Annotated in this window: 18 protein-coding genes and 2 pseudogenes; 10 read left to right on the forward strand and 10 right to left on the reverse strand. The window is 71.1% G+C overall.

What is annotated here, in order from left to right:
• Window positions 1-186: 186 nt before the first annotated feature.
• The 3 genes and pseudogenes from R4P08_RS00065 to R4P08_RS00075 all read left to right on the forward strand — a co-directional run bounded on the left by R4P08_RS00065 (window position 187) and on the right by R4P08_RS00075 (window position 3876).
• On the forward strand, window positions 187-2025 hold the full coding sequence (locus R4P08_RS00065) for an acyl-CoA dehydrogenase (RefSeq protein WP_317811711.1): 1839 nt from the start codon (window positions 187-189) through the stop codon (window positions 2023-2025).
• Window positions 2026-2235: 210 nt separating this feature from the next.
• A pseudogene (locus R4P08_RS00070) lies at window positions 2236-3432 on the forward strand (catalase); the annotation flags it as partial.
• 6 nt (window positions 3433-3438) lie between these two features.
• On the forward strand, window positions 3439-3876 hold the full coding sequence (locus R4P08_RS00075) for a catalase-related domain-containing protein (RefSeq protein WP_317812226.1): 438 nt from the start codon (window positions 3439-3441) through the stop codon (window positions 3874-3876).
• Between the two features lie 259 nt (window positions 3877-4135).
• Here the strand turns inward: R4P08_RS00075 and R4P08_RS00080 are convergent, their stop codons facing one another.
• The 3 genes from R4P08_RS00080 to R4P08_RS00090 form a co-directional block, all read right to left on the reverse strand.
• Entirely contained in the window at window positions 4136-4483 is a 348-nt protein-coding gene (locus tag R4P08_RS00080) for a hypothetical protein (protein WP_317811712.1), read from the reverse strand.
• Between the two features lie 68 nt (window positions 4484-4551).
• Window positions 4552-6480 carry a VanW family protein gene (locus R4P08_RS00085; RefSeq protein WP_317811713.1) on the reverse strand — a complete coding sequence of 643 codons (1929 nt, stop codon included), beginning with the start codon at window positions 6478-6480 and terminating at the stop codon, window positions 4552-4554.
• Between the two features lie 213 nt (window positions 6481-6693).
• Window positions 6694-8007, reverse strand: coding sequence for an acetyl-CoA C-acetyltransferase (locus R4P08_RS00090; RefSeq protein ID WP_317811714.1), 1314 nt, complete (start codon window positions 8005-8007; stop codon window positions 6694-6696).
• Window positions 8008-8130: 123 nt separating this feature from the next.
• Between R4P08_RS00090 and R4P08_RS00095 the strand changes: the two genes are divergently transcribed.
• From R4P08_RS00095 to R4P08_RS00105, 3 genes are all read left to right on the forward strand, one after another.
• Window positions 8131-9480 carry a 3-oxoacyl-ACP reductase gene (locus R4P08_RS00095; RefSeq protein WP_411741128.1) on the forward strand — a complete coding sequence of 450 codons (1350 nt, stop codon included), beginning with the start codon at window positions 8131-8133 and terminating at the stop codon, window positions 9478-9480.
• A gap of 53 nt (window positions 9481-9533) precedes the next feature.
• The gene (locus tag R4P08_RS00100; protein WP_411741138.1) at window positions 9534-10442 is read left to right on the forward strand and encodes a MaoC/PaaZ C-terminal domain-containing protein; all 909 of its coding nucleotides are present in this window, start codon (window positions 9534-9536) and stop codon (window positions 10440-10442) included.
• 170 nt (window positions 10443-10612) lie between these two features.
• Window positions 10613-11887, forward strand: a complete 1275-nt coding sequence (locus R4P08_RS00105) for a PQQ-dependent sugar dehydrogenase (protein WP_317811716.1) — start codon at window positions 10613-10615, stop codon at window positions 11885-11887.
• A 28-nt stretch (window positions 11888-11915) separates the two neighbouring features.
• Here the strand turns inward: R4P08_RS00105 and R4P08_RS00110 are convergent, their stop codons facing one another.
• Both R4P08_RS00110 and R4P08_RS00115 read right to left on the reverse strand, forming a co-directional pair.
• Entirely contained in the window at window positions 11916-12749 is an 834-nt protein-coding gene (locus tag R4P08_RS00110; protein ID WP_411741129.1) for a fructosamine kinase family protein, read from the reverse strand.
• Window positions 12746-14077, reverse strand: a complete 1332-nt coding sequence (locus R4P08_RS00115) for an MFS transporter (RefSeq protein WP_317811717.1) — start codon at window positions 14075-14077, stop codon at window positions 12746-12748. Before R4P08_RS00115 ends, R4P08_RS00110 begins: the two co-directional genes overlap by 4 nt.
• 77 nt (window positions 14078-14154) lie before the next feature.
• On the opposite strand from R4P08_RS00115, the gene R4P08_RS00120 reads away from it, so the two are divergent.
• The 4 genes from R4P08_RS00120 (at window position 14155) to R4P08_RS00135 (ending at window position 18673) form a co-directional block, all read left to right on the forward strand.
• Window positions 14155-15180: an SRPBCC domain-containing protein gene (locus R4P08_RS00120; RefSeq protein ID WP_317811718.1), complete on the forward strand. Its 1026-nt coding sequence runs from the start codon at window positions 14155-14157 to the stop codon at window positions 15178-15180.
• 142 nt (window positions 15181-15322) lie between these two features.
• Window positions 15323-16369: a beta-ketoacyl-ACP synthase III gene (locus R4P08_RS00125; protein WP_317811719.1), complete on the forward strand. Its 1047-nt coding sequence runs from the start codon at window positions 15323-15325 to the stop codon at window positions 16367-16369.
• A 152-nt stretch (window positions 16370-16521) separates the two neighbouring features.
• Window positions 16522-17613, forward strand: a complete 1092-nt coding sequence (locus tag R4P08_RS00130; RefSeq protein WP_317811720.1) for an SGNH/GDSL hydrolase family protein — start codon at window positions 16522-16524, stop codon at window positions 17611-17613.
• A gap of 91 nt (window positions 17614-17704) precedes the next feature.
• Window positions 17705-18673 carry an SGNH/GDSL hydrolase family protein gene (locus R4P08_RS00135; protein WP_317811721.1) on the forward strand — a complete coding sequence of 323 codons (969 nt, stop codon included), beginning with the start codon at window positions 17705-17707 and terminating at the stop codon, window positions 18671-18673.
• 244 nt (window positions 18674-18917) lie between these two features.
• Here the strand turns inward: R4P08_RS00135 and R4P08_RS00140 are convergent, their stop codons facing one another.
• The 5 genes and pseudogenes from R4P08_RS00140 to R4P08_RS00160 all read right to left on the reverse strand — a co-directional run.
• Window positions 18918-20234 carry a Dyp-type peroxidase gene (locus R4P08_RS00140; RefSeq protein ID WP_317811722.1) on the reverse strand — a complete coding sequence of 439 codons (1317 nt, stop codon included), beginning with the start codon at window positions 20232-20234 and terminating at the stop codon, window positions 18918-18920.
• Complete coding sequence (locus tag R4P08_RS00145) at window positions 20227-20814, reverse strand: copper chaperone PCu(A)C (protein WP_317811723.1); 588 nt, start codon at window positions 20812-20814, stop codon at window positions 20227-20229. The genes R4P08_RS00140 and R4P08_RS00145 overlap by 8 nt, the downstream gene beginning before the upstream one ends.
• Before the next feature lie 67 nt (window positions 20815-20881).
• Window positions 20882-21580 (reverse strand): hypothetical protein, encoded by a 699-nt coding sequence (locus tag R4P08_RS00150; protein WP_317811724.1) that lies wholly within the window; start codon window positions 21578-21580, stop codon window positions 20882-20884.
• 32 nt (window positions 21581-21612) lie between these two features.
• Complete coding sequence (locus R4P08_RS00155) at window positions 21613-22125, reverse strand: NUDIX domain-containing protein (RefSeq protein WP_317811725.1); 513 nt, start codon at window positions 22123-22125, stop codon at window positions 21613-21615.
• Window positions 22126-22240: 115 nt separating this feature from the next.
• Window positions 22241-22674 (reverse strand): annotated as a pseudogene (locus R4P08_RS00160) (hypothetical protein); the annotation flags it as partial.

The following is a 22674-nucleotide window of genomic DNA, read 5'->3' on the forward strand; positions in this document are numbered from 1 at the left end:
CCGGCGAGAGCACCTGACCCGCCGGGAAATCAGAGCCCTTCCTCACCTTGGACTGTTCGCGGAAAACGCACTAACATCTGTCTTGTTACCGGCCAGTAGGTTCCGGTGTGCCAGTGGCCACCAGCGCCGACCCACCCCGGCCACCCCACTCGCCACGTCACCGCACTCCGATCGGAGAAGACCGTAATGGGTCACTACAAGAGCAACGTCCGCGATCTCGGGTTCAACCTGTTCGAGGTCCTGCGCATCAACGAGGCACTCGACGCCGGCGAGTTCGGCGACATGGACACCGAGACCGCCCAGGGCATCCTCGCCGAGGTCGCCACCCTCTCCGAGGGCCCGGTTGCCGCGTCCTTCGCCTCCGCCGACCGCAACCCGCCGGTCTTCGACCCCGAGACCCATTCGGTCTCCCTCCCCGAGGACTTCAAGAAGTCGTTCCGTGCCTGGTTCGACGCCGGCTACTGGTCCATGGGCCTCCCGGAGGACCTCGGCGGCATGCCGGCCCCGAGCACGCTCGTGTGGGCTGCCAGCGAGATGATGCTCGGCGCCAACCCGCCCGCCTTCATGTACGGCGCGGGCCCGGCCTTCGCCGCCGTGCTCTACAAGAACGGCACCGACGAGCAGAAGAAGTGGGCCGCCACCATCGCCGAGCGCGGCTGGGGCGCCACGATGGTGCTGACCGAGCCGGACGCCGGTTCCGACGTCGGCGCCGGCCGCACCAAGGCCGTCCAGCAGGACGACGGAACCTGGCACATCGACGGCGTCAAGCGGTTCATCACCTCCGCCGACGCTGACGACCTGTTCGAGAACATCTTCCACCTGGTCCTGGCCCGCCCCGAGGGCGCCGGCCCGGGCACCAAGGGACTGTCGCTGTTCTTCGTCCCCAAGTTCCACTTCGACTTCGAGTCAGGCGAGATGGGCGAGCGCAACGGCGTCTTTGTCACCGGTGTCGAGCACAAGATGGGCATCAAGGCCTCCACCACGTGCGAGGTCACCTTCGGTGGCCACGGCGTCCCCGCCAAGGGCTGGATGGTCGGCGGAAACGAGCTCAACAAGGGCATCAGCCAGATGTTCGACGTCATCGAGCACGCCCGCATGATGGTCGGCACCAAGGCCATCTCCACCCTGTCGACCGGGTACCTCAACGCCCTCGCGTACGCCAAGGACCGCGTGCAGGGCGGCGACATGACCGAGATGGCCGACAAGAACGCCCCGCGCGTGACCATCACCCACCACCCGGACGTGCGCCGGGCGCTCATCCGCCAGAAGGCGTTCGCCGAGGGACTGCGCGCGGTGTACCTGTACACCGCCGCCCATCAGGACGTGTCGATCGCCGAGCGTGTCTCGGGCGCCGACGGCGAGCTGGCCCATCGCGTCAACGACCTGCTGCTGCCGATCGTCAAGGGCGTCGGTTCCGAGCGGGCCTACGAGCTGCTCACCGAGTCGCTGCAGACCTTCGGCGGCTCCGGCTTCCTGCAGGACTACCCCATCGAGCAGTACATCCGCGACGCCAAGATCGACTCCCTCTATGAGGGCACCACCGCGATCCAGGCCCAGGACTTCTTCTTCCGCAAGATCGCCCGCGACCGCGGCACCGCGGTCGGCCACGTGTCGGCGCAGATCAAGAAGTTCCTGGACACCGACGCGTCGGGCGGTCAGCTCACCGCCGAGCGGGAGCTCCTGGCCACCGCCCTCGCCGACGTCGAGGCGATCATCGGCACCTGCTTCGACCACCTGCTGGGCTCGCAGGACGACCCGAAGCGCCTGTACACCATCGGCCTGGCTTCGGTGCGCCTGCTCATGGCGTTCGGCGACCTGATGATGGGCTGGCGTCTGCTCGCCGGCGCCGAGGTCGCCCTCGGCAAGCTGGACGGCGCAGCTGACGACGACAAGGCGTTCTATTCCGGCAAGATCGCGGCCGCCAAGTGGTTCGCGACAAACGAGCTCCCGCTCATCACCGCCAGCCGCGGGATCGTCGCCGGGCTCGACTCCGAGCTCATGGAGCTGGACGAGGCCGCGTTCTGACGCGCGCCTGACCACCGCCCCGGAATCCGCTACTCCGCTGTCACGTTCGCTCCCCGATTCCGGGGCGCGGAAGGTACGGCGGGGTAGCGGATCTTCGGCTTTCCGGAATCTGGCTGCACACCGGTTCACACGGCGGCGTTCGGTGCCTAGGGTCACATTCACGATCGGCTCACGGTCGGTCGGAGAAGCCCGACACCTCGAGGAGCTGCCGTGTCCGAAGAGCGCAAGCACGACGACCCGGTCCTGACCACCCGGCAGGGCCACCCCGTCCACGACAACCAGAACACGCGCAGTGTCGGGGCCCGCGGCCCGGCGACGCTGGAGAACTACCAGTTCCTGGAGAAGGTCAGCCATTTCGACCGCGAGCGGATCCCGGAGCGGGTCGTCCACGCCCGTGGCTTCGTCTCCTACGGCGAGTTCGAGGCCACCGGAAACTGGGGCGACGAGCCGATCTCCCGCTTCACCCGGGCCAAGCTGTTCCAGGAGCCGGGCAAGAAGACCGACGTGGCGGTGCGGTTCTCCACCGTCATCGGCGGCCGGGACTCCTCGGAGGTCGCGCGCGACCCCCGCGGTTTCGCCGTGAAGTTCTACACTGAGGACGGCAACTGGGACCTCGTCGGTAACAACCTCGGCGTCTTCTTCATCCGGGACGCCATCAAGTTCCCCGACGTCATCCACTCCCTCAAGCCGGACCCCGTCACCTTCCGGCAGGAGCCGGCCCGGATCTACGACTTCATGTAGAAGTCGCCCGAGTCGATGCACATGCTGGTCAACCTCTTCAGCCCGCGCGGCATCCCGGCGGACTACCGCCACATGCAGGGCTTCGGCGTCAACACCTACCGCTGGGTGAACTCCGACGGCCAGAGCCACCTGGTCAAGTACCACTGGCAGCCGCACCAGGGCGTCAAGAGCCTCACCGAGGAGGACGCCGCCAACATCCAGGCCACTGAGCTCGGCCACGCCTCCAAGGACCTCTACCAGGCCATCGAGAAGGGCGACTTCCCCAGGTGGGACCTCTACGTCCAGATGATGTCCGACGACGACCACCCGGAACTCGACTTCGATCCGCTGGACGACACCAAGACCTGGCCGGAGGAGATCTTCGAGCCCGAGCTCGTGGGCACGATGACCCTCAACCGGAACGTGGACGACCACCACAACGAGAACGAGCAGATCTCGTTCGGCACCGGCGTCCTGGTCGACGGTCTGGAGTTCTCCGACGACAAGATGCTGGTGGGCCGCACGTTCTCCTACAGCGACACCCAGCGCTACCGGGTGGGTCCCAACTACCTGCAGCTACCGGTCAACAGCCCGAAGAACGCGACGGTGGCCACCAACCAGCGCGGCGGCCAGATGTCCTACGGCGTGGACCTGCAGGGGCAGAACCCGCACGTGAACTACGAGCCGTCGACGATGAACGGCCTCCGCGAGGCCGAGCCCACCGGCGAGAGGGAGGTGGGCCCCGAGCTCAGGGGCCGGCTGACCCGCAGCGAGCTGCCCCGCACCAACGACTACAAGCAGGCCGGCGAGCGGTTCCGCCTGATGGAGGAGTGGGAGCGCGATGATCTGGTCGCCAACTTCATCGCGAACATCGGCGAGGCGACCCACGAGGTCCAGCAACGCATGGTCTGGCACCTGCTGATGTGTGAGGACGAGCTCGGGAACCGGGTGGGCGAGGGCCTGGGGATCACCGCCGATGACGTGCGGCACCTCGAACCGCTCCCCAAGCAGACCTTCACCGACTCCGAGCGCCAGCGGATGTCCAACCTCGGCAAGAACGGCCCCCGCGACGTCGAGGGGCTGACCATGACGCACTGCGTGCCCAACGAGCGCGTGGTGGTCAAGCGGTGACCGCTGAACGGTGAACGTCGGGCTCTGATCGCGGACCCACACTGATCAGGACGAGAAGGTCGGCGCCCCGTTGGGGTGCCGACCTTCTTGATCTGGTCATCGCGCGTTATCTGGCTATCGCACCTTGCTCCGGGATTCGGCGAGGTCGCGGATCCACTGCGGGGTGACTCGGCCTCGGCGACGGTCGCCCTCGACCACGATGGTGGCGAGGCTCGCTCGTGCGGCCGGACTGAAGCGACCGCGGCCACGTGGAGTGGCGTCAAACTTGTCGGCGATGGTCATCGCGTGTCATCTCCTTCAGAAGTGTCCCCATTGTCGCAGCTAACGGGCGGTTGTCCAGTGGTGTCGTCGTCGAGAAGCTCACGCGCGAAATCTTCGGGAAGCCGCCGGTCGACACCTCGCCGAGTGCGTTCCGCGTAGATCGTGGCGAGCGCTGCGGCTCCGACGTCCGGACCTCTTGTTCGTGGTCGAGACTCTTGTCCACCGCCCAGGTGGTGCGTTTCCACCATTGGTCGCGGGCGTCGTTGGCGTTGCGCTGTCGCCACGTGATGAACGCTACGACCAGGGGGAGTCCGAGCACGAGGGCGACCCACGCCTGGGCGGTCATTCTGGCGCCCCGGTCGTCTGCATGTCGTGACGGTATCGGTCTGGTCCGACATCGGATTCCCGCGGGGATCAGTTCCCGGGGACGCCCGGGATGCGGAACTCGGGCAGGCCCGGGATGCGGATGGGATCGCCGAGTCCGGGCGGCGCCGGCGGGGCGGGTGCGTCGTCGCCGGGTGCGGGGTCCATCCGGCACTCGATCCGGGCGCGGGCCGCGTAGGTGGAGGACACGGTGTCGGTGCTGACGGTGTCGTCGCCCCGCTGGACCACGCGGGTGACCCGGGCGGTGTAGCCGTCGGCTCCCGGGTCCGGTGTACAGCCGGCGGTGGTGACGACGCGGGTCTCGGCCCGCCGGATCTCGGCCCGTGGCGCGGTCGAGACCCGGACCGTGTACTCGCGGGTCCCCCACAGTCGGACGGTCACCGAGCTGCCGCTGCCGGAGGCGTCGACCACCAGCCCGGTGCGCTGGTCGTTGCGGAAGCCCACCTCCGCCGACGCGGTGGCGTCACGACCGGCGGGGAACTCCTCGCCGTCGACGCCCCGGCCGGACCGGACCAGCCCCTGCGCCCCGGACTCGAAGGCGGCGTTGAACAGGGCCGTGGCCACCGCGTCCGCGGACCTGTCCCCGGAGACGGTGCCGGCGACCTCGTTCATGGAGAAGGACTCGCCGGCCGGGATGAAGTGCCCGGCGAGTGAGGCGATCATCGACTGGGCCTGGCCGGTCGCGCCCACGGCCACCGTGAACTCGCCGACGGGCTCGCGGATCCCGGCCTTCTCGGCCTCCGCGGTGGAGAGGTCCGGGTCGCGGCCCACGTACCCGACGGGCAGCACGCGCGGGCCCTCGGTGTCGGTCAACTGCCCCGGCAACGCGCCCAGCAGGGGGCCCCACTCGACCGTCCGACCCTGGACCGCGGGGACGACCGACGCGCGCGACCCACTGAAGGAGAACGTGGCGTCCCTGCCCTCCTGCTCGGTCTCGGCCATCAGCGGGTCCAGGATCCCCTTGGCCGCCTCGGCGTCGAACCGTGGTTCGAGCGCATCCCCCGCGCGCACGAAGGTCAGGTACTCGCCGATCCGGTCCCGGGGGAACGGGATCGGGACGGCGTCGGGCCCGTCGGCGTCGACCATCTCCACTTCGCGCTCGGCGGGCACCGCCTTCTCCCGGCCCGGCGCCGGGGGCGGCGGCGGCATCCTGGTGGTGACGGTGGTGACCGGCGGCTGGGTGCCGTCCTCACGCATCCGGGAGGCCAGCAGGATCACCTCCCGCCCGGCGGCGGGCTCGGCGACGTCGCGGACCAGGGCCCGGACCTCGTCCGCACGTGTCTCGGTGGGGGTGTAGTCGACGGGGAGGTCCACCCCGTCGTCGTCGAGCCAGTGCTCGAGCACCGCGTCCCGCGAGTTCTCGATCTGCAGCCGTTGACCGTCGATCGGGATGGCCGACCGGACCTCGGCGCGGTCGAACCAGATGGCCCCCTCGCGGGGTTCGAAATCGGCCTGCAGCGCCAGCTTCTCGAGGAAGTCCGTCAGCCGCGCGTCGGGGATCACGCTGGCGATCCCCACCTCGGTGGACCGCACCAGGCTGATCAGCCGGGTGAACGGGTTGATCGGCTGTTCGCCGGCGCGATCAAGAGTGCCCTGCCAGTCCACCGACAACCCGATGGACTGGGGGTCCAGCGTCGTGGAGACCGCCCCGGCCCGCAGATCCACCTCGTCGTCGACCTTCGGTCCCAGGTCGCTGATCAGGCGTTGCTCGGCGTCGGAGGAGAGCATCCCGCCGACCTGGATGCCGGAGACCTCGGCCCCGCGCGGCACCCGGCCGATGCTGTGGACCAGGTCGAAGCCGTAGAGCACCGACAACCCCATGAAGATGCCCACACCCGTGTAGATCCACCGCGTCCGCACGCGGTACCGACGCCGGTCGGCCGCGACGGGCTGCGGACCGGCACCCTCGATGACGACGGGCCGGATCGGGCCGCCGTCACTGGTGGTGGTCTCGTCCACGCGTTCTCACGCCTCCTCATGAGCGGGGGCCGACTTCCCCGGTGGGGCGCCGACCGGGGGTCTACCGCCCGAACCACTACGGCGTCCACTGTCGCATCAGCTGTGCATCCACTATGGCGGAACGCCGCCGATGCGTGCAGCCCCCGCGCCGGACGCGGGGGCTGCACGATCACACGGGTTCTTCCCGCGCAGGGTCTACTCGGCGTGCCGGGTTCAGCGCTCGATGATCGCCGTGACGCCCTGGCCACCGGCCGCGCAGACGGAGATCAGCGCGCGACCCGAACCCTTCTGCTCGAGGAGCTTGGCGGTGGCGGCCAGGATGCGGCCGCCCGTGGCGGCGAACGGGTGGCCGGCCGCCAGGGAGGAGCCGTTGACGTTGAGCTTGCTGCGGTCGATCGACCCGAGCGCGGAGTCGAGCCCCAGCCGCTCCGTGCAGTACTCCTCCGACTCCCACGCGGCGAGCGTGGCCAGGACCTGCGAGGCAAAGGCCTCGTGGATCTCGTAGTAGTCGAAGTCCTGCAGCGTGAGGCCGTTGCGGGCGAGCAGGCGCGGCACCGCGTAGGTCGGCGCCATGAGCAGCCCGTCCGGGGTACGGCCGTCGTGACCGTGGATGAAGTCCACGGAGGCGGTCTCGGAGTCCACCAGGTAGGCGCGGACGGGTAGCTTGTGCTCGGCCGCCCACTCCTCGCTCGCCAGCAGCACCGCGGAGGCACCGTCGGTGAGCGGGGTGGAGTTGCCGGCCGTCATGGTGGCCTCCGTCCCGTGGGCCTCGGCGTCGCGCTTGCCAAAGGCGGGCTTGAGCTTGGCCAGCTTCTCCTCGCTGGAATCGGGCCGCATGTTGTCGTCGCGCGGCACGCCGAGGAACGGGGTGACCAGGTCGTCCTGGAAGCCCGACTCGTACGAGGCCGCGAGGTTGCGGTGGCTGGCGGCGGCCAGGGCGTCCTGGTCCGCGCGGGTGACCTCGAACTCCCGGGCGGTGATGGCGGCGTGCTCGCCCATCGACAGCCCGGTGCGCGGCTCGGAGTTCTGGGGCTGCTCGGGCACCAGGCCCTGCGGGCGGATCTCACCGAGCAGCTTGAGGCGGTCGACCGTCGACTTGGCCGCGGAGACCTTGATCAGGGTCCTGCGGAGATCGTCGTTGACGGCGAGCGGGGCGTCGGAGGTGGTGTCCACGCCACCGGCGATGCCGGCCTCGATGCGACCCAGGGCGATCGCGTCGCCCACCTGGATGGCCGTGGCCAGACCCGTGCCGCACGCCTGCTGCAGGTCGAAGGCGGGGGTCGACGAGTCCAGCACGGAACCGACGACCGTCTCACGGGTGAGGTTGAAATCGCGGGCGTGCTTGAGGACGGCACCCGCGGCGACCATGCCGAGGCGCTCTCCCTGCAGGTGGTAGCGGCTGGCGAGGCCGTCGATCGCGGCGGTCAGCATGTCCTGGTTGGACGCGTCCGCGTACTTGCCGTTGGAACGCGCGAAGGGAATTCGGTTGCCGCCGACGATGGCGACCTTGCGGGGGCTGGTGGTCACGTGTGTCACTCCCGTTGTTCTCGGTGTTCCGGTGGCCCGAAACGCGGCCTGACGAGTATTGTTACTCAGCAGTAAGTTACTTGTCGACCCCGTTTCACCGCACCACTCCAGGAGATGATCGCCATGGCACAGGGCAACCTCGACCTCTACTCGCAGTTCGTGACCTCGGCCCCCGGGTCGTTCATCGCCGGCAAGGTCGGCCTCCCCCAGCCCGAGCAGCTCCGGCGGTTCGAGGCCGGGCAGCCCGCACTCCAGGGCCCGGTCCTGGTCGGTGGCACAGGTCGCCTGGTCGAGCCCGTGCGCGCCATGCTCGCCTCCGACTACGAGCTGTCCGGAGCGGACGCCGAGGGCAAGTTCGCCGGCCTGGTCTTCGACGCCACCGGGATCCGCCGCACCGAGGACCTCAAGGCCCTGTTCGAGTTCTTCAACCCCGTGGTCCGCCGCGTCGCCGCCAGCGGGCGCGTCGTCGTGCTGGGCACCACCCCGGAGGAGACCGGCTCGGTCGAGGAGCGCATCGCCCAGCGCGCGCTCGAGGGCTTCACCCGCTCGCTCGGCAAGGAGATGAAGCGGGGCACCACCGTCCAGCTGGTCTACGTCTCGGCCGACGCCGACACCGGCGCCTCCGGCCTCGAGTCCACCCTGCGCTTCATCCTCTCCGCCAAGTCGGCCTACGTCGACGCCCAGGTGTTCCGCGTGGGTGCGGGCGGCGCGACCGCCCCCGCCTCGTGGGACCGCCCGCTCGAGGGCAAGGTCGCCGTGGTCACCGGCGCCGCCCGCGGCATCGGCGCCGAGATCGCCGCGGTCCTGTCCCGCGACGGCGCGCACGTGATCTGCTGCGACATCCCCGCCGCCGGCGAGTCCCTCTCGGCCACCGCCAACAAGGTCGGCGGCACCTCGCTCCCGCTGGACGTGACCGCCGCCGACGCCGCCGAGGTGCTGGCCAAGCACGTGCAGGAGCGCCACGACGGCGTCGTCGACATCCTCGTCCACAACGCCGGCATCACGCGCGACAAGACCCTGGCCGGCATGGACGCCGCCCGCTGGGACTCGGTCCTGGCCGTCAACCTCATCGCCCCCGAGCGGATCACCGCCGAGCTCGCCGAGAAGGGCGTCCTCACCGAGGGCGGCCGCGTCATCGGCGTCTCCTCGATGGCCGGGATCGCCGGCAACCGCGGTCAGACCAACTACGCCGCCTCCAAGGCCGGAGTGATCGGGTTCGTCAACGGCGCCTCCGCCGAGCTGGCGTCCAAGAACGTCACCGTCAACGCCGTCGCCCCGGGCTTCATCGAGACCCAGATGACCGCCGCGATCCCCTTCGCCACCCGCGAGGCCGGCCGCCGCATGAACTCCATGCAGCAGGGTGGCCTGCCGGTCGACGTGGCCGAGACCATCGCCTACTTCGCCAGCCCCGCCTCCTCCGCCGTCACCAACAACGTGGTCCGCGTGTGCGGCCAGTCGCTGCTGGGCGCGTGACCGGGGTGGACAACACTGTGGGAAACACTGCGGATAACGCCGCGGATCAGCCCGTGGAGTACACGCGGCTCCCCGCCATCCCCAACCTGCTGTCCCAGTACGGCAAGGCGGCCCTCGGCTCGCTCCCCGTGGTGGGGGGCAGCCGCGACGGCAAGTCGATGCCCACCAAGGGCGTCGAGGTCTCCGGCGTGCGCGTGGACGTGGCCAACCTGGCCGCCTACGCGCACGTCTGCGACCTGCGGCTCGGTGACACCCTGCCGCTGACCTACCCGTTCACCCTGGCGTTCCCGCTGAGCATGCAGCTCATGCTGGACCCCGACTACCCGGTGGCGGCCATGGGCTCGGTGCACCTGACCAACCAGATCGAGTCCCGCCGCCCGCTGCGGGTGGGCGACGAGCTCTCGATCCGCGCGCGGGCCCAGAACCTGCGGGAGCACTCCGCCGGCCTGTTGTTGGACATCGTCACGGAGATCCGGACCGGCGACGACGACGAGCCGGCCTGGGTCCAGACGTCGGGCCTGCTCTCCAAGCGCCGGACCTCTCTGACCCCGCCCTCCGGTGCGCCCCGCCCGCAGCGGCCCGAGCCACCGACGGCCGCGGAGATCGGCGACCCCACCGTGGTCAAGTCGGTGTCCGAGGCGCTGATCTCGGAGTACGCGGCGGTGTCCGGGGACCGCAACCCCATCCACGTCTCCAAGGTGGGTGCCAAGGCGTTCGGCTTCCCGAACGTCATCGCCCACGGCATGTGGACGGCCGGCACCCTGCTCAGCGTGGTCGAGGGCGCCATCCCCGAGCGGGCGCGTTACTCGGTGGAGTTCGGCAAGCCCGTCGTGCTCCCGGCCAAGCTCGCCGTCTATGCCCGACGCGGCGCGTCCGCCGGCGACCCGGCCTGGTCGCTCACGGCGCGCAACCCGCGCAAGCTCGGCACGGTGCACGCCACGGCCACGATCGAGGAACTCTAGCCGCTGGAGCCCTGGCCACGGGATCGCAGCCCACTCGGACCCCGGTCACCCGCCCTCCCCAGGGCCGGGTGGCCGGGGTTTGTCGTGGGTCCGGTACCGCCGCTGCCGAGAGGCGCATATGTTCGGGAACGCATCCTCATCCCATTTCCTCACTTCATCGGGAGACCACTGTGCGCTCAGGACCCACCCACACCCCGTCCCGCGGCCGAGTCCGCTCCCGGTCGCTGACCGGCATCGCTGCCGCCGCGGCGGTCGTCATGGCCCTACCCGCCGTGGCCTGCGCGCAGACCGGCTCCCTGGGGGGCGGGTCCGCGGGGTCGATGGACACCAGCCTGATCCCGCCCAACATCCTGTTCCCGCCGGCGGTCGGCGTCGGCGCGGGTGACGACGTGCCGGTGGTCGCGAGCCCCGCGGTCACCGCCACCACGGTCATGGACGGTCTCAACATCCCGTGGGACGTGGTCCGCACCCCGGACGGCACCATCCTCACCGGCGAGCGCGGCGGCCGCATGGTGGCCAAGCCGGTGGGCGGAGCGCAGCGCCAGGTCGCGATCGACCTCCCCGGCCTGTTCCGGCAGTCCGAGAGCGGACTAATGGGCATGGCCGTGGACGCGGGTTTCGCCCAGAACCGCGAGATCCACGTGTGCTGGTCGCGCAACTCCGGCGGCCAACGCGACAACCGGATCACCACGTTCCGGGCCGCCGATGACTGGTCGCAGATGACCAAGGTCCGTGACACCCTGACCGGCATCCCGCTGGGGGCTGAGGGCATTCACAGTGGTTGCCGCCTGCTCACCGCCCCGGACGGGTCGATCTACGTCGGTACCGGGGACACGTACACCGGCGCGGCCCCGCAGTCGCGTGACTCGCTCGCGGGCAAGACCCTGCACATCCGCCCCGACGGGGCGCCCGCCTCGGGCGATTCGGTGATCCACACGATCGGCCATCGAAACATCCAGGGCCTGGCGATCCAACCCGTCACCGGGAACGTCTACTCCGCCGAGCACGGCCCGGACGTCGACGACGAGGTGAACCTGCTGCAGGCCGGCGGCAACTACGGCTGGAACCCGAACGTCGGCGGCCAGTACAACCAGAACGTCCCCATGACCGACACCGGAGAATTCCCGGACGCCGTCGAGGCCGTCTGGTCCTCGGGCGCACCGACGCTGGCCTCGGCGGACATCGAGTTCCTCCAGGGTTCGGCCTGGGGTGAGTGGGAAGGGGCTCTGGCCATGGCCAACCTCAAGACCCAGAAGCTGGTGCTGCTCCACCTGGCCGATGACGGCCGGTCGGTCCGCGACGCCGCCGTGCTCCTCGAGGGCGACTTCGGCCGCCTGCGCTCGCTGACGTCTGAGCCCGACGGGTCGCTGCTGGTCACCACCTCTGACGCCGACGGCAAGGATTCCGTCTTCCGGGTCAGCCCGGCCGCCGCTCCGGCTCCGTAAGACCCGGGCGCTCGGGTACGCCTGCCCGCTACAGGCGTAGCACCTGCCGGGCGGCGTCGGCCAGCGCGATCGCGTAGCCGGCGCCGTGCCCGGCCGAGTGGGTGGCCAGCGGGTGCAGTTGATGCAGCGGCACCCGCTGGTGCCAGCCCTCGCGCAGCGGGTGCGCGTCCTGGTAGCCGTGCAGGATCTCGTCCAGGTGCGGCGCCCCGAACAGTGCCAGCATGGCCAGGTCGGTCTCGCGGTGCCCGCCGTGGGCGGCGGGGTCGATGAGCACGGCCTCCACCTCGGCCCCGTTCCCGTCTTCGCCGCGCCCTGCAGTCCACAGCACGTTGCCCGTCCAGAGGTCGCCGTGGATCCGGGCGGGAGCGTCGTCGGGGTGGTCGAGCTCGCCGGAGCCGATCCGGTCGCAGGCCTTCTCGACCACGGCCAGGTCTGCTCCCCCCAGCACGCCCAGGTCCACGGCGATCGACACGAACGGCCGGACCCGCTGCTCGGCGTAGAACTCGCCCCACGACCCGGTGGGCCGGCACTCCTGCCGACGGTTGCCGATGTAGCACCGGCCCGCCCAGCCGCCGGCGGGTGCGCCCCAGGCGGCGGCCCCGGCATCGTGCATCGCGGCCAGCGACAGACCGAACCGACGAGCCGCTCGCGCGGTCGCGCGACCTGCGGGGATGGGTTCGAGGGTGATCTCGTCGTCGTCGACATCGAGGACGGTGACCACGCGGGGCCCGCCGGGTGCCGCGGCGAGCCAGGCCAGCCCGGCGGCCTCGTGTCGATAGAAGTCGTGGCGATAGAAATCGGGTCCGTTTGAACCGGCGCCGTGGCGGGAGCCGCGTTTGATGAACGGCTCGGGGGCGCTCACGCGCGCACCTCCTGAAACGTGTGACCGGGCCGGTCGTTGCGCCCGAGCAGCGGCCCGGCCAGCACCGCGATGACCACGCCGCCCACGAGCACCGGGACGACGGTCCAGCGCATCCCGGCGTGCTCGGCGATCAGGCCGACCAGCGGCGGGGACGTCAGAAAGCCCACGCGCATGACCCAGTTGAGCACGGCCAGGCCGGTTCCCGGGGTCAGCCCCGGGACCCTGTCCGCGCCCACCATCGCGCCCGGGATCACGGTGGCGATCCCCCACCCGGCCAGGGCGAAACCCGCGAGAAGGACGGCGAGCAGAGCGGGGCCGTCGAGGAGATGCGAGGCGACCAGCGCCGCGCCCGAGCCGGCGACCACGCACGCCCCGCCCATGCGACCGACGTGCGCGGCCCCGAATCCATCGACCAGCCGATCGCCGGTGAGGCGGCCGATCAGCTGCGCGCCCTGGACGGCGATGAAGCCCAGTCCGGCCAGCCCGGCCCCGGCCGCTGCGACCTCCCGCAGATGCAGCGCGGACCAGGTCTGGGCGAAGTCCTCCACCACCGCGGCGCAGGAGGCCAGCACTCCCAGCGCCACGAGTACCAGCAGCGCCCGGCCCCCGGGGATCCGGCGATGCGGGGCCGCCGCCCGGGGTTCACCGGCGCGTTCGGAGTCGAGGTCGCGGCCCAACTCGTCCCCGGTCACGGAGCCACCCAGTCGAAGCGGGTACGCGGCCAGCACCGCGACGCAGCAGACCACGCCCGCGCCGATCATCTGCCCCCGCACGGGGAACCCGGCCCCGGCGGCCACCGAACCGCCCGCCGCGCCGAGGACCGCGCCCAGCGACCACAGGGCGTGGAACCGGTTGATCAGCGACTGTCCGTGTTGCAACTGCACGCGGATGCCGTGAGCGTTCATCGACACATCGGTGAGGGCGTCGCACAGCCCGAACAGCAGCATCAGTCCGGCGAACACCGCCACCACGGGCGAGAACCCGACGAGCGCCGCCACTAGGGACGCAGCACACATCGTCGCCACCGCCACCGCCCCGTCCGAGTGGCGCCTCATGAGGGCGGGCGCGAACAGTCCCCCGATGAGCGCGCCGGCCGGGTAACACGCCATCGCGAGCCCGAACGCGGCCGGACCCAGGTCGAGCGCGTCCTTGAGATCGGGCAGCCGGGGCACGATCGCGCCGAAGATCGCGCCGTTCGCCACGAAGAGCAGCGCCGTGGCCGTCACCGGGCCCCGGAGACCGGGTGCGACCGCACCAGCGCTCGCGGTGTCGCCCGCGTCCTCTTTCACCGGGGCCCCTCCCACCGCGGCCCCGCCCGTCGACATCATGACCGCCAGGCTACGGCTCGCACCCGCGCCGGTAGCGTTGTGCCGGTAATGGGCGGACGGGCGGGCAGGAGCGCGATATGTACGGGGTGACGGCAGGAATCGAGGCCACGGACGGTGGCCGCCACGTGGTGTGCCGCGTGCCGCTCCCGGTGGCGCCGGACGTGGTGTGGGACGCGATCTCCACCGGCGAGGGCATCTCCTCGTGGTTCGTGCCGTGCGCCCTGGAACCGCAGGTCGGTGGGCGGATCGTGCAGTTCGCCGACCCCGGGGCCCCCGACCCCACGACCGGGCCGGAGGAGGCCGCCGAGGCGATGCTCACCGCGACGGTCGGCGAGATCACGGTCTACTCGCCGCCGGCGCCCGGCACGCCGGGCGTGTTCACCTACGCCGAGCGGAACTGGATGGGCGAGGGCGTCCCCGTGCCGCCGTGGGAGACCTCGTGTGAAGTTGTCGACGACGACGAGGGCGGCAGCGTCCTGACCCTGCGCTCCGGCTTCGATTCGGGCGGGCAGTTGGCGGAGGAGTCTGTCGATGGGAGCCTGAGCGGTTGGGCGCACGCGCTGACCGTTCTGGCGCACCGGCTGACCCACCGGCCGGCGGACGGGGTGGTCACGGTGGACGTCGCGACCGATCCGGTGTCGTCGTCCGTTCCGCAGCTGTGGGCCCGCGTGTTGAGCACGCTCGTGGCCCCGGCGACCGGGGTCGGGGGCGGGTTCGCCGGCGCTGCCGCTGGCGGAGGCGCTGACGGAGGCGCTGACGGAGGCGCTGACGGCGGCGCCGGCGACGGCACTGGTGCGAGCGGCGGAGGGGCCGTGGCGCGGTCCGGCGAGGTCGGCGGGATCGTGGCGATGGAGTCGGAGGCCTCGGTCACCCTCATCCTGTCCGCCCCGGTCGACGGGATGCTCGAGCTCTACGCCTTCCCCGCGGGGGACACCCCCGAGGACGCCACCGGCCGGGCTGCGATCGGCGTGCGGGTGTACGAATACGTGGACGCCCCGGGCGGCACCGGCGAACCGCTGGGCGCCGCGGCGATCGACGGGGTCGAGCCCACCTGGGACGCACCGCGGTGGCGCGGATGGCTCGAGGACCTGCTCGGGGGCTGAGCCGCGACCAGCCGACCACCCCGGTCCGCTCGGCGACCGGCCGACCACCCCGGTCCGCGGACCGCCTCAGGTGATTCCCACGCCCGATCAGTATCGTGACGGTGAGCACGTCAAACGCATACCGACGAGGAGCGATACCCGTATGGCCGATTCCAACGACACCGTGACCATCGCGACCGGCGAGGGCGCGCCCGGCGCGGCCCTGCTGGGAATCGGCGCTTACCGCCCCGGTCGGGTCGTGAGCAACGAGGAGATCTGCGAGAAGATCGACTCGACGTCCGAGTGGATCTACGAGCGTTCGGGGATCCTCAACCGCCGCTTCGCCAGCGAGGACGAGTCGGTCATCATGATGGCCAGTGCCGCCGCGCAGAAGGCGATCGTCTCGGCCGGGATCGACGCCGAACTCGTCGACGCCGTGATCGTCTGCACCTCGACGTACGAGAGCATGACCCCCCACTCCGCACCCAAGGTCGCGATGAACATCGGTCGCAACGGGATCGCCGCGTTCGACCTGACCGCCGGCTGCGCCGGATTCGGCTACGGCCTGGCCGTGGCCACCAACCTCATTCGCGGCGGCGGCTCGAAGTACGTCGTGGTGGTGGGCGTCGAGCGCATGAGCGACGGCATCGACTTCACCGACCGCAACACCGCCTTCATCTTCGGCGACGGCGCGGGCGCCGTCGTGGTGGGCCCGTCGGAGGGCAACGACGTCGGCCCCGTGGTGTGGGGCTCCGACGGCGAGAAGGCCGACGCCATCAAGCAGACCAAGAACTGGCGCGAGTTCATCGATGAGGCCACCGAGGGCCCCGCCGCACAGCCCTTCCTGGTCATGGACGGTTCCAAGGTGTTCCGCTGGGCTGCCGTGCAGGTGTCCAAGGTGTGCGCGGAGACGCTGGAGACCACCGGGGTGACCGCCGAGCAGATCCAGGCGTTCATCCCCCACCAGGCCAACGGCCGCATCAACTCGGCCATGGCCAAGCACCTCGGCCTGCCGGATACCGTGGCGATCGCCAACGACATCGAGCAGACCGGCAACACCTCGGCCGCCTCGATCCCGCTGGCCATGGAGGCCATGCTGCGTGACGGCCAGGCCAAGCAGGGTGACCTTGCGCTGTGCATCGGTTTCGGCGCGGGCCTGTCCTACGCCGGCCAGCTCGTGCGCCTGCCCGCCGCGCCGCCGGTCGACTGACCGCTACACCTGTCGGCTGACGCGACGTTCGTCTGCTGACACAGCGCGCATCAGCTAGCGCCCGACCTACGGCCCCGGTTCCTCCCGCGAACCGGGGCCGCGGCCGTGTGTCCGCGGCGTTGCTGGACAGGTGTTCATGAGAGGGTGATCCCATGCACCTTTCTCGTCTGGGCCTAGCCGCGCGCGGTGCGGTCACCGGCACCGCCTGCGCTGCCGCAACCGTCCTGTTGAGCTCGCTCGCCTCCGCCGGCGCTGCCCAGGCCTCCCCCGGGATCCCGGTCGCTCCCCCGGCCACGGGATCCACGGTCGAGCAGGCGGGCGGCTCAGCGCAGACCCTCGGCCAGAACATCGCCGGGCAGGTCGACGGCAGCGGCATCGGGCCGTCCGTCTACACCGGGGCCGGAACGGGCCCGGCCAAGTACGTGGCGCTGGGCGACTCCTACGCCGCCGTCGGCCGGGTCATGCCGGGGTCGTGGGGCGGCGGACCGGTCGCCTGCGTGCGGACTGACGACGCCTACCCCACCGTGGTGGCGCGCGAACTCGGCGTGGCCGCCTTCGTCAACGCCAGCTGCGCCGGTGCTGTGACCGACGACTTCTGGGCGCCCGGGCGCACCGGCGCCCCGCCGCAGTTCGAGGCGCTCGACGCCGATACCGACCTGGTCTCGCTGACCATGGGCGGCAACGACGTCGGGTTCGCCGCGGTGATCGTGGCCTGCGCCCTGCGGCCGAACTTCGCTCCCGGGTTCCTACCGGCAGTCGACGCGGTCTCCGGAGGGCTGGCGAGGGGCTTCGACGCCACCACCGGGTGCAGCGATGTGATCGACCGGCAGGCTGCCGAGGCGTTGGAGACCCTCGACAGCCGTATGGACTCGGTGTACGGCGAGATCGCCCGCCGCTCGCCCGATGCCCGCGTGGTGACCGTGGGCTATCTGTCAGCCATCCCCGACGAACAGACCGTCCGCAACTCCCCCGACTGCGCCCCGCTGATGGCTGCGACCGAGGCCGAGCGCGACAAGATGCGCGGGTTCCAGGGCGCCATCAACCGACTGGTCCGCGACTCAGCCGAGCGCAACGGCGCGACGGTCGTCATCCCCGACGAGCCGGGCCACTCGATGTGCTCGCCCGCCGAGACCCGATGGGTGGATCTCACGGGTCTCCCGACAGCCTCCGTCCCCGTGCATCCCACCTCCGCGGGTCATGCTCACGTGGCCGAACGCGTGGTGGCCGCGCTCGCTGGCGCCTGAGCTCGGACACTCGATCTGACAGTCGACCTGACAGGTGTCCAGAACGCCCGAATCGGCAGCGGAGGGGCGACGGGCGCGGAAGAATGAACTGATGTTCACCTCCTCTCGCCGCCGCTCCGCTGGCGCACGCACCCTCACCACGTCCCTGGCATTGGCCGCCTCCGTCGCGCTCGCGGCCGCTCCACTCGCGTCGGCGCAATCCACCGTGAGCCCCGACGGGACGCTCGCCGTCGGCTCGCTCGGTACCCCGATCCCGGCGTCCGGCTCGCTCGGCTCACTAGCCCAGCCCGCCTACGCCGACTACGTGGCCCTAGGCGACTCCTACGCGGCGTTCGGGGACCAGTCCCTCCTGGCCGAGGGGCCCGCGGCCCAGGCCTGCGCCCGGAGTCTGACCAACTACCCGAACCGGCTCGACATGAACCCCGCCGTCGGCGCGCTCACCGACGCCACCTGCGGTGCGGCCGTGACCGCCGACATCACCAGGGCCCAGTACCAGAACGTGCCGGCGCAGATCGACGCCCTTGGCACCACCTCGGACCTCGTCACCCTGTCCATCGGCGGCAACGACGTCGGTTTCGGCAAGATCGTTCAGTGCATCACCAAGCAAGGCGACTACAAGACGACGCCGAATTGCGAGACAGCCATCGGCGCAGGCGTCGCCGCCGACATCGCCGAGACCTTCGGTGCGGACGGCCCGATTGATGACGTCTACGACGCGATCGAGCAGAAGTCCCCGAACGCGAAGGTCGTCACCACGCAGTACATGCCGCTCATGCCGGCCGAGGGTGGAAGCTGTGCGTTCACCCAGCAGCTCAACCCGGCCGACGTGGCGTGGGCCCGCGAGGTCGGCGAGGCCATCAACGACGCCGTTGACTCCGCCGCCCAGCGCAACGGCCACATCTCGGTCCTGCCCGTCGACGACGTCGACCGCAGTGCCTGCGCCGCCCCCGAGGATCGTTGGACCGACTTCCTCGGCGGCCTCCCGACCATGGCCGCCCCGTTCCACCCCACAAAGCTCGGCCAGCAGGCGATGGCGGACGCGATCGCAGCGGCGCTCTGACGCACCTGCTGAGGTCACACCTCGTCTGGCACCGCCCACCACCACAGCCGCCCCCGAAGATGGCGTCCCGCGTGCCCCGAAGCTCACGCGAGACGCCACCTTTGGGAGCGGCTGTGTCGTGGGAGTACAGGCGCACACGCGAGACGCCATCGCCGGGAGCGGGTGTCCGGGCGATGGCAGGGCGGGGCAGGGCGGGCCAGTCCAAGCGAGCAAGCCAGCCCGGACGAGCCGAGCCAACCCGGCCCTACCCCTCGAACAACCCCTGCCCCACGTACCCGCCCTCCGGCGCGCCGGGCGGGAGCGCGAACACCGCCGACCCGATGGGGATCGTCCACGTGTTGAGCGCGTCCTGCTCGGCGAGCCGCCGTTGGACCGGCACGTAGGTCCGCACCGGGTCGGCCTGGTACGCGGTGAACAACAGGCCGCTGCTGCTCATCTCGCCGGGCTCGGGCGGGTCGTCGTAGTTGTACGGCCGCCGGAGCATGGCCTCGCTGCGGTGACGCTGCCGCGCCCGCGCCATGTGCGACTCCGGCGGGATCAACGGCAGCCCCACCTCGTTCACGGCTCCGAAGTCAGCGGGGTCGTGCTCCGCCACCCCGGTGAGCGGCGCACCGGTGTCGAGCCGCCTGCCCACACTCAGCTCGCGCGAGGTGCGGTCGATCTCCTCCCAGGTGTCCATGGTCATCCGGATGCGCCGCAGGACCAGCGACGACCCGTCCCGCATCCAGCGCTGGGCCCGCCCGTCTGAGCCTGAAGAGCTGCCGTCCGAAGAGCTCCCGTCGGAGAACAGGAGCTGGTCAGCGTCCACGTCCTCGGTGGGGTTGACGGTGCCGTCGATCTGCCCGAACAAGTTGCGCTGGGTCCGGCCTGACGGGTCCGTGCCCACGGCCTTGCGGAAGCCCCGCTGCGACCACTTCTGCTCGGCCACCCCGCGCACTCCCGAGGCCAGGACCCGGGCGGCGTGCGAGACCACCAGCGGGTCGTCGGCGCAGATCTGCAGCAGCAGATCCCCGCCCGACCACCGGTCCTCCAGCTGGTCGATCTGCGGGAACGCGGGCAGTTGCCGCAGCCAGGACGGCCGCCGCTCGGTCATCCGCAGTGCGTCGAACAGCCCCGGGCCGAACCCGATGGTCACCGTGAGCCGCGCCGGGTCCTCGGCGAGCTCGGGCTCGAGATCGGCCAGCCCGCCGCGGCCGGTGGTCAGCCGCGCGGCGTCCTGGGACCAGGCCCGCAGGACGCCCTGGATCTCCGCGCGGGTCGCTCCTCCGGCGACGTCAAAGCCCACGAACGCTGCATGGGCCTGCGGCGGCGTGGTGATGCCGGCCTGGCGTGCGCCGTGGAAGGGCTCGGTGGCAGCCCCCACGGCGCGCGAGTCGGCGACGGTCCTCCAGTCCGGGATGGCCTCGTCGTCGTCGTCCAGGGCGCCGCGACCCACGAACCCGGCCGCGCCGCCTGCCACCCCGCCGACTACGCCGCCGAGCAACCCGCCACCCATGACGGCTCCGACGCCGCCGGTGAGCACCGACCGCCTGGACAGGCCGCGGGAGGGCTTGTCAGCCATCGTGACTCATGCCCCCGGTCGTCCCGCCGCCGTCCGCATCCCCGTGGCCGCCGACGTACTCCTCCTGCCCGCCCTTGAAGTCGCGCGCGGAGACGGTGATGTCCTGCTCGGCGCCGCCGTCGAGTTCCAGCGTGAGGGTGATCTGCTGGCCGGTGGTGATGGGCCGCTCGAGCCCCATGAGCATGATGTGGTTGCCGCCGGGCGCCAGCACCAACTCGCCGCCGGTGGGGATGACAAAGCCGCCCTCCTTCTCCTGCATCATCATCCCGCCACCGCCGCCGGGGACGGTCTCGTGGAGTTCGGGACTGCCTCCGATGTCACCGGAGACGCCGGTCAGGTGGACGTCGGCCTCGCCCGGGTTGCGGAGGGTGCCAAAGACGCCGCTCATGTCGGTGTCGGTGGCCTTGACCCAGCCGTCGTCAAACGCGACGGTCGCGGTGGACTGGTCGGAGGCGGTCGGGTCGGTGGCAGCGTCGTCGGAGGCGCAGGCCGCCGTCGTCAACGCGAGGGTCAGTGCAGCGGCCGCGGCGAGGGCGGCACGGGGGGTGAAATGGTGGGTGAAACGGGAGGTCGAACGCATGGCGTGATCCTTGAGGTGGTGTGTGAGAGCGCCCGGCCGCGAGTCGCGCGCCGGTGCGGAGAGCAGGTCACACAGCCACGGGAGGCGCCCGGGTACCACCGCGGGCCAGGAGGAACCGGTCCCGCGGGGCGCCGGCGTCGTAGGACGAGACGAGCGGGGCGACGACGACGAGGTGAACAGTCGCCAGCAGCGGCACCACCCGCGCCGCCACCCAGGCCAGCGCCCCGGACAACACCGCCACCAAGACGAGCGTCGCGACGATCGCGGCCAGGTGTGCGCCCAGCATGCCCGGCGTGAGCAGGGCGACCGGGGAGGTGGCCGGGGAGGTGGCAGATGAGAGGGTGGAGCCGAACCCTGACCCGTCCATCGCGGCGCGGATGGCCGCGGGGTCGGTGGCGTGGTGGCCGAGCCCAGCCATTGCAGAATGCGCAGCGGACGCAGATCCTGCCGTGTGCGCGCCGCCCCCGCCCGCGTGCGTGTGCCCGGAGGCCAGGACCAGGTGGACGAGCCCCTGGCCGGCGATCAGACCCGCCAGAGCCATCAGCATCGGGGTCCGTTGACGGGCGACCGCTGCGGTGGCCGCACCCACGCCCGCGCTCGCCGCTGCGACCAGCAGGACCTGGCCCGGGCTCGGGGGCACAGCACCCGCTCCTGCGGCCAGGCCGTGCGCGCTGATGCCGAACACCGCGCTGACCACGGCCACGACGATCCCGACGAGCGCGGTCACCACGGGCGGGACCTCGGCGCGGAGACGATCGGCGGACACGACCCCGATTCTAGTGGGACCGTCGGACAGGGCTATCCGGCGCCTGCCGGCCGTCCGCCTGCGGACTCGGTGGTCAGCTCGATCCGGGCGCGTTCCTCGTCGGCCAGTCCGGCCTCGATCCGCGCGAGCATGTGGGGGCGCAGCTCGGGCAGGTCATCGACGGCGAACCACTGCACGTCGGTGTTCTCGCCGTCGGCCGGGTAGGGGTCGCCGCCCATGTAGGTGCAGGCGAAGGTGTGATCCAGGTACTGGGCGCGGTCGCCATTGGCGTAGGTGACCATGCGGGAGACACCGGTGGAGGCGAGCCGGTCCACGCGGATCGCCACGTCGGCTTCTTCGCGTGCCTCACGGATCGCCGCCTCGGCCGGGTGTTCACCGGGGTCGACGATCCCGGTGACGGGGGTCCACCAGCCGTTGTCGGCGCGGCGGACCAGCAGGACCCGGGCGTGGTCGGCGTCGCGGATGACGGCGGTCGCCCCGGCCAGCCAGAGCGGCGCGGTCCCCACGTGCTTGCGGAGTTCCAGGACGAAGTCGGGGGTGGCCATGGCGACGACGGTATCGGCCCTAGGAAAATGCGAGATCCCCCGCCGACCGTGTGGTCGATGGGGGATCTCGGGAGAGCTAGCCGTTCACTGACTAGTCAGCGAATCGGGCAGAACGTCAGTTCTGCTCCTCGGGCTCGCACTCATCCTGCTCCATGGAGCCGTTGCTCTTGAGGAAGTCGATGGCCTCGGGCGGCAGGGTGCAGACGATCCCCAGGTCGATCTGGGGAAGCGGCGGGAGGTTGACGCCACCGGAGACAACGATGCCGATGCCGATGCCGGCAGCAGCCAGCGAACCGAGGGTCAGCAGGGTCGCGGGGTCGGTGGAGCCGTTGGCGGAACCGGTGATGTTCGTGACCGAGTCACCGGAGCCGGTGCCGTCTGCGGCCGAGCCGGTCAGGGTCGCGAGCGAACCCGTCGCCGGATCAGACGAGTCAGAAGCCGAACCCGTGGCCGGATCAGCCGAATCGGAAACCGAACCGGTCAGGGTCGCGAGCGAACCTGTCGCCGGATCAGACGAATCAGAAGCCGAACCCGTGGCCGGATCAGCCG

Source organism: Rhodococcus sp. IEGM 1408 (genome assembly GCF_033142235.1).
Classification (GTDB): Bacteria; Actinomycetota; Actinomycetes; order Mycobacteriales; family Mycobacteriaceae; genus Dietzia.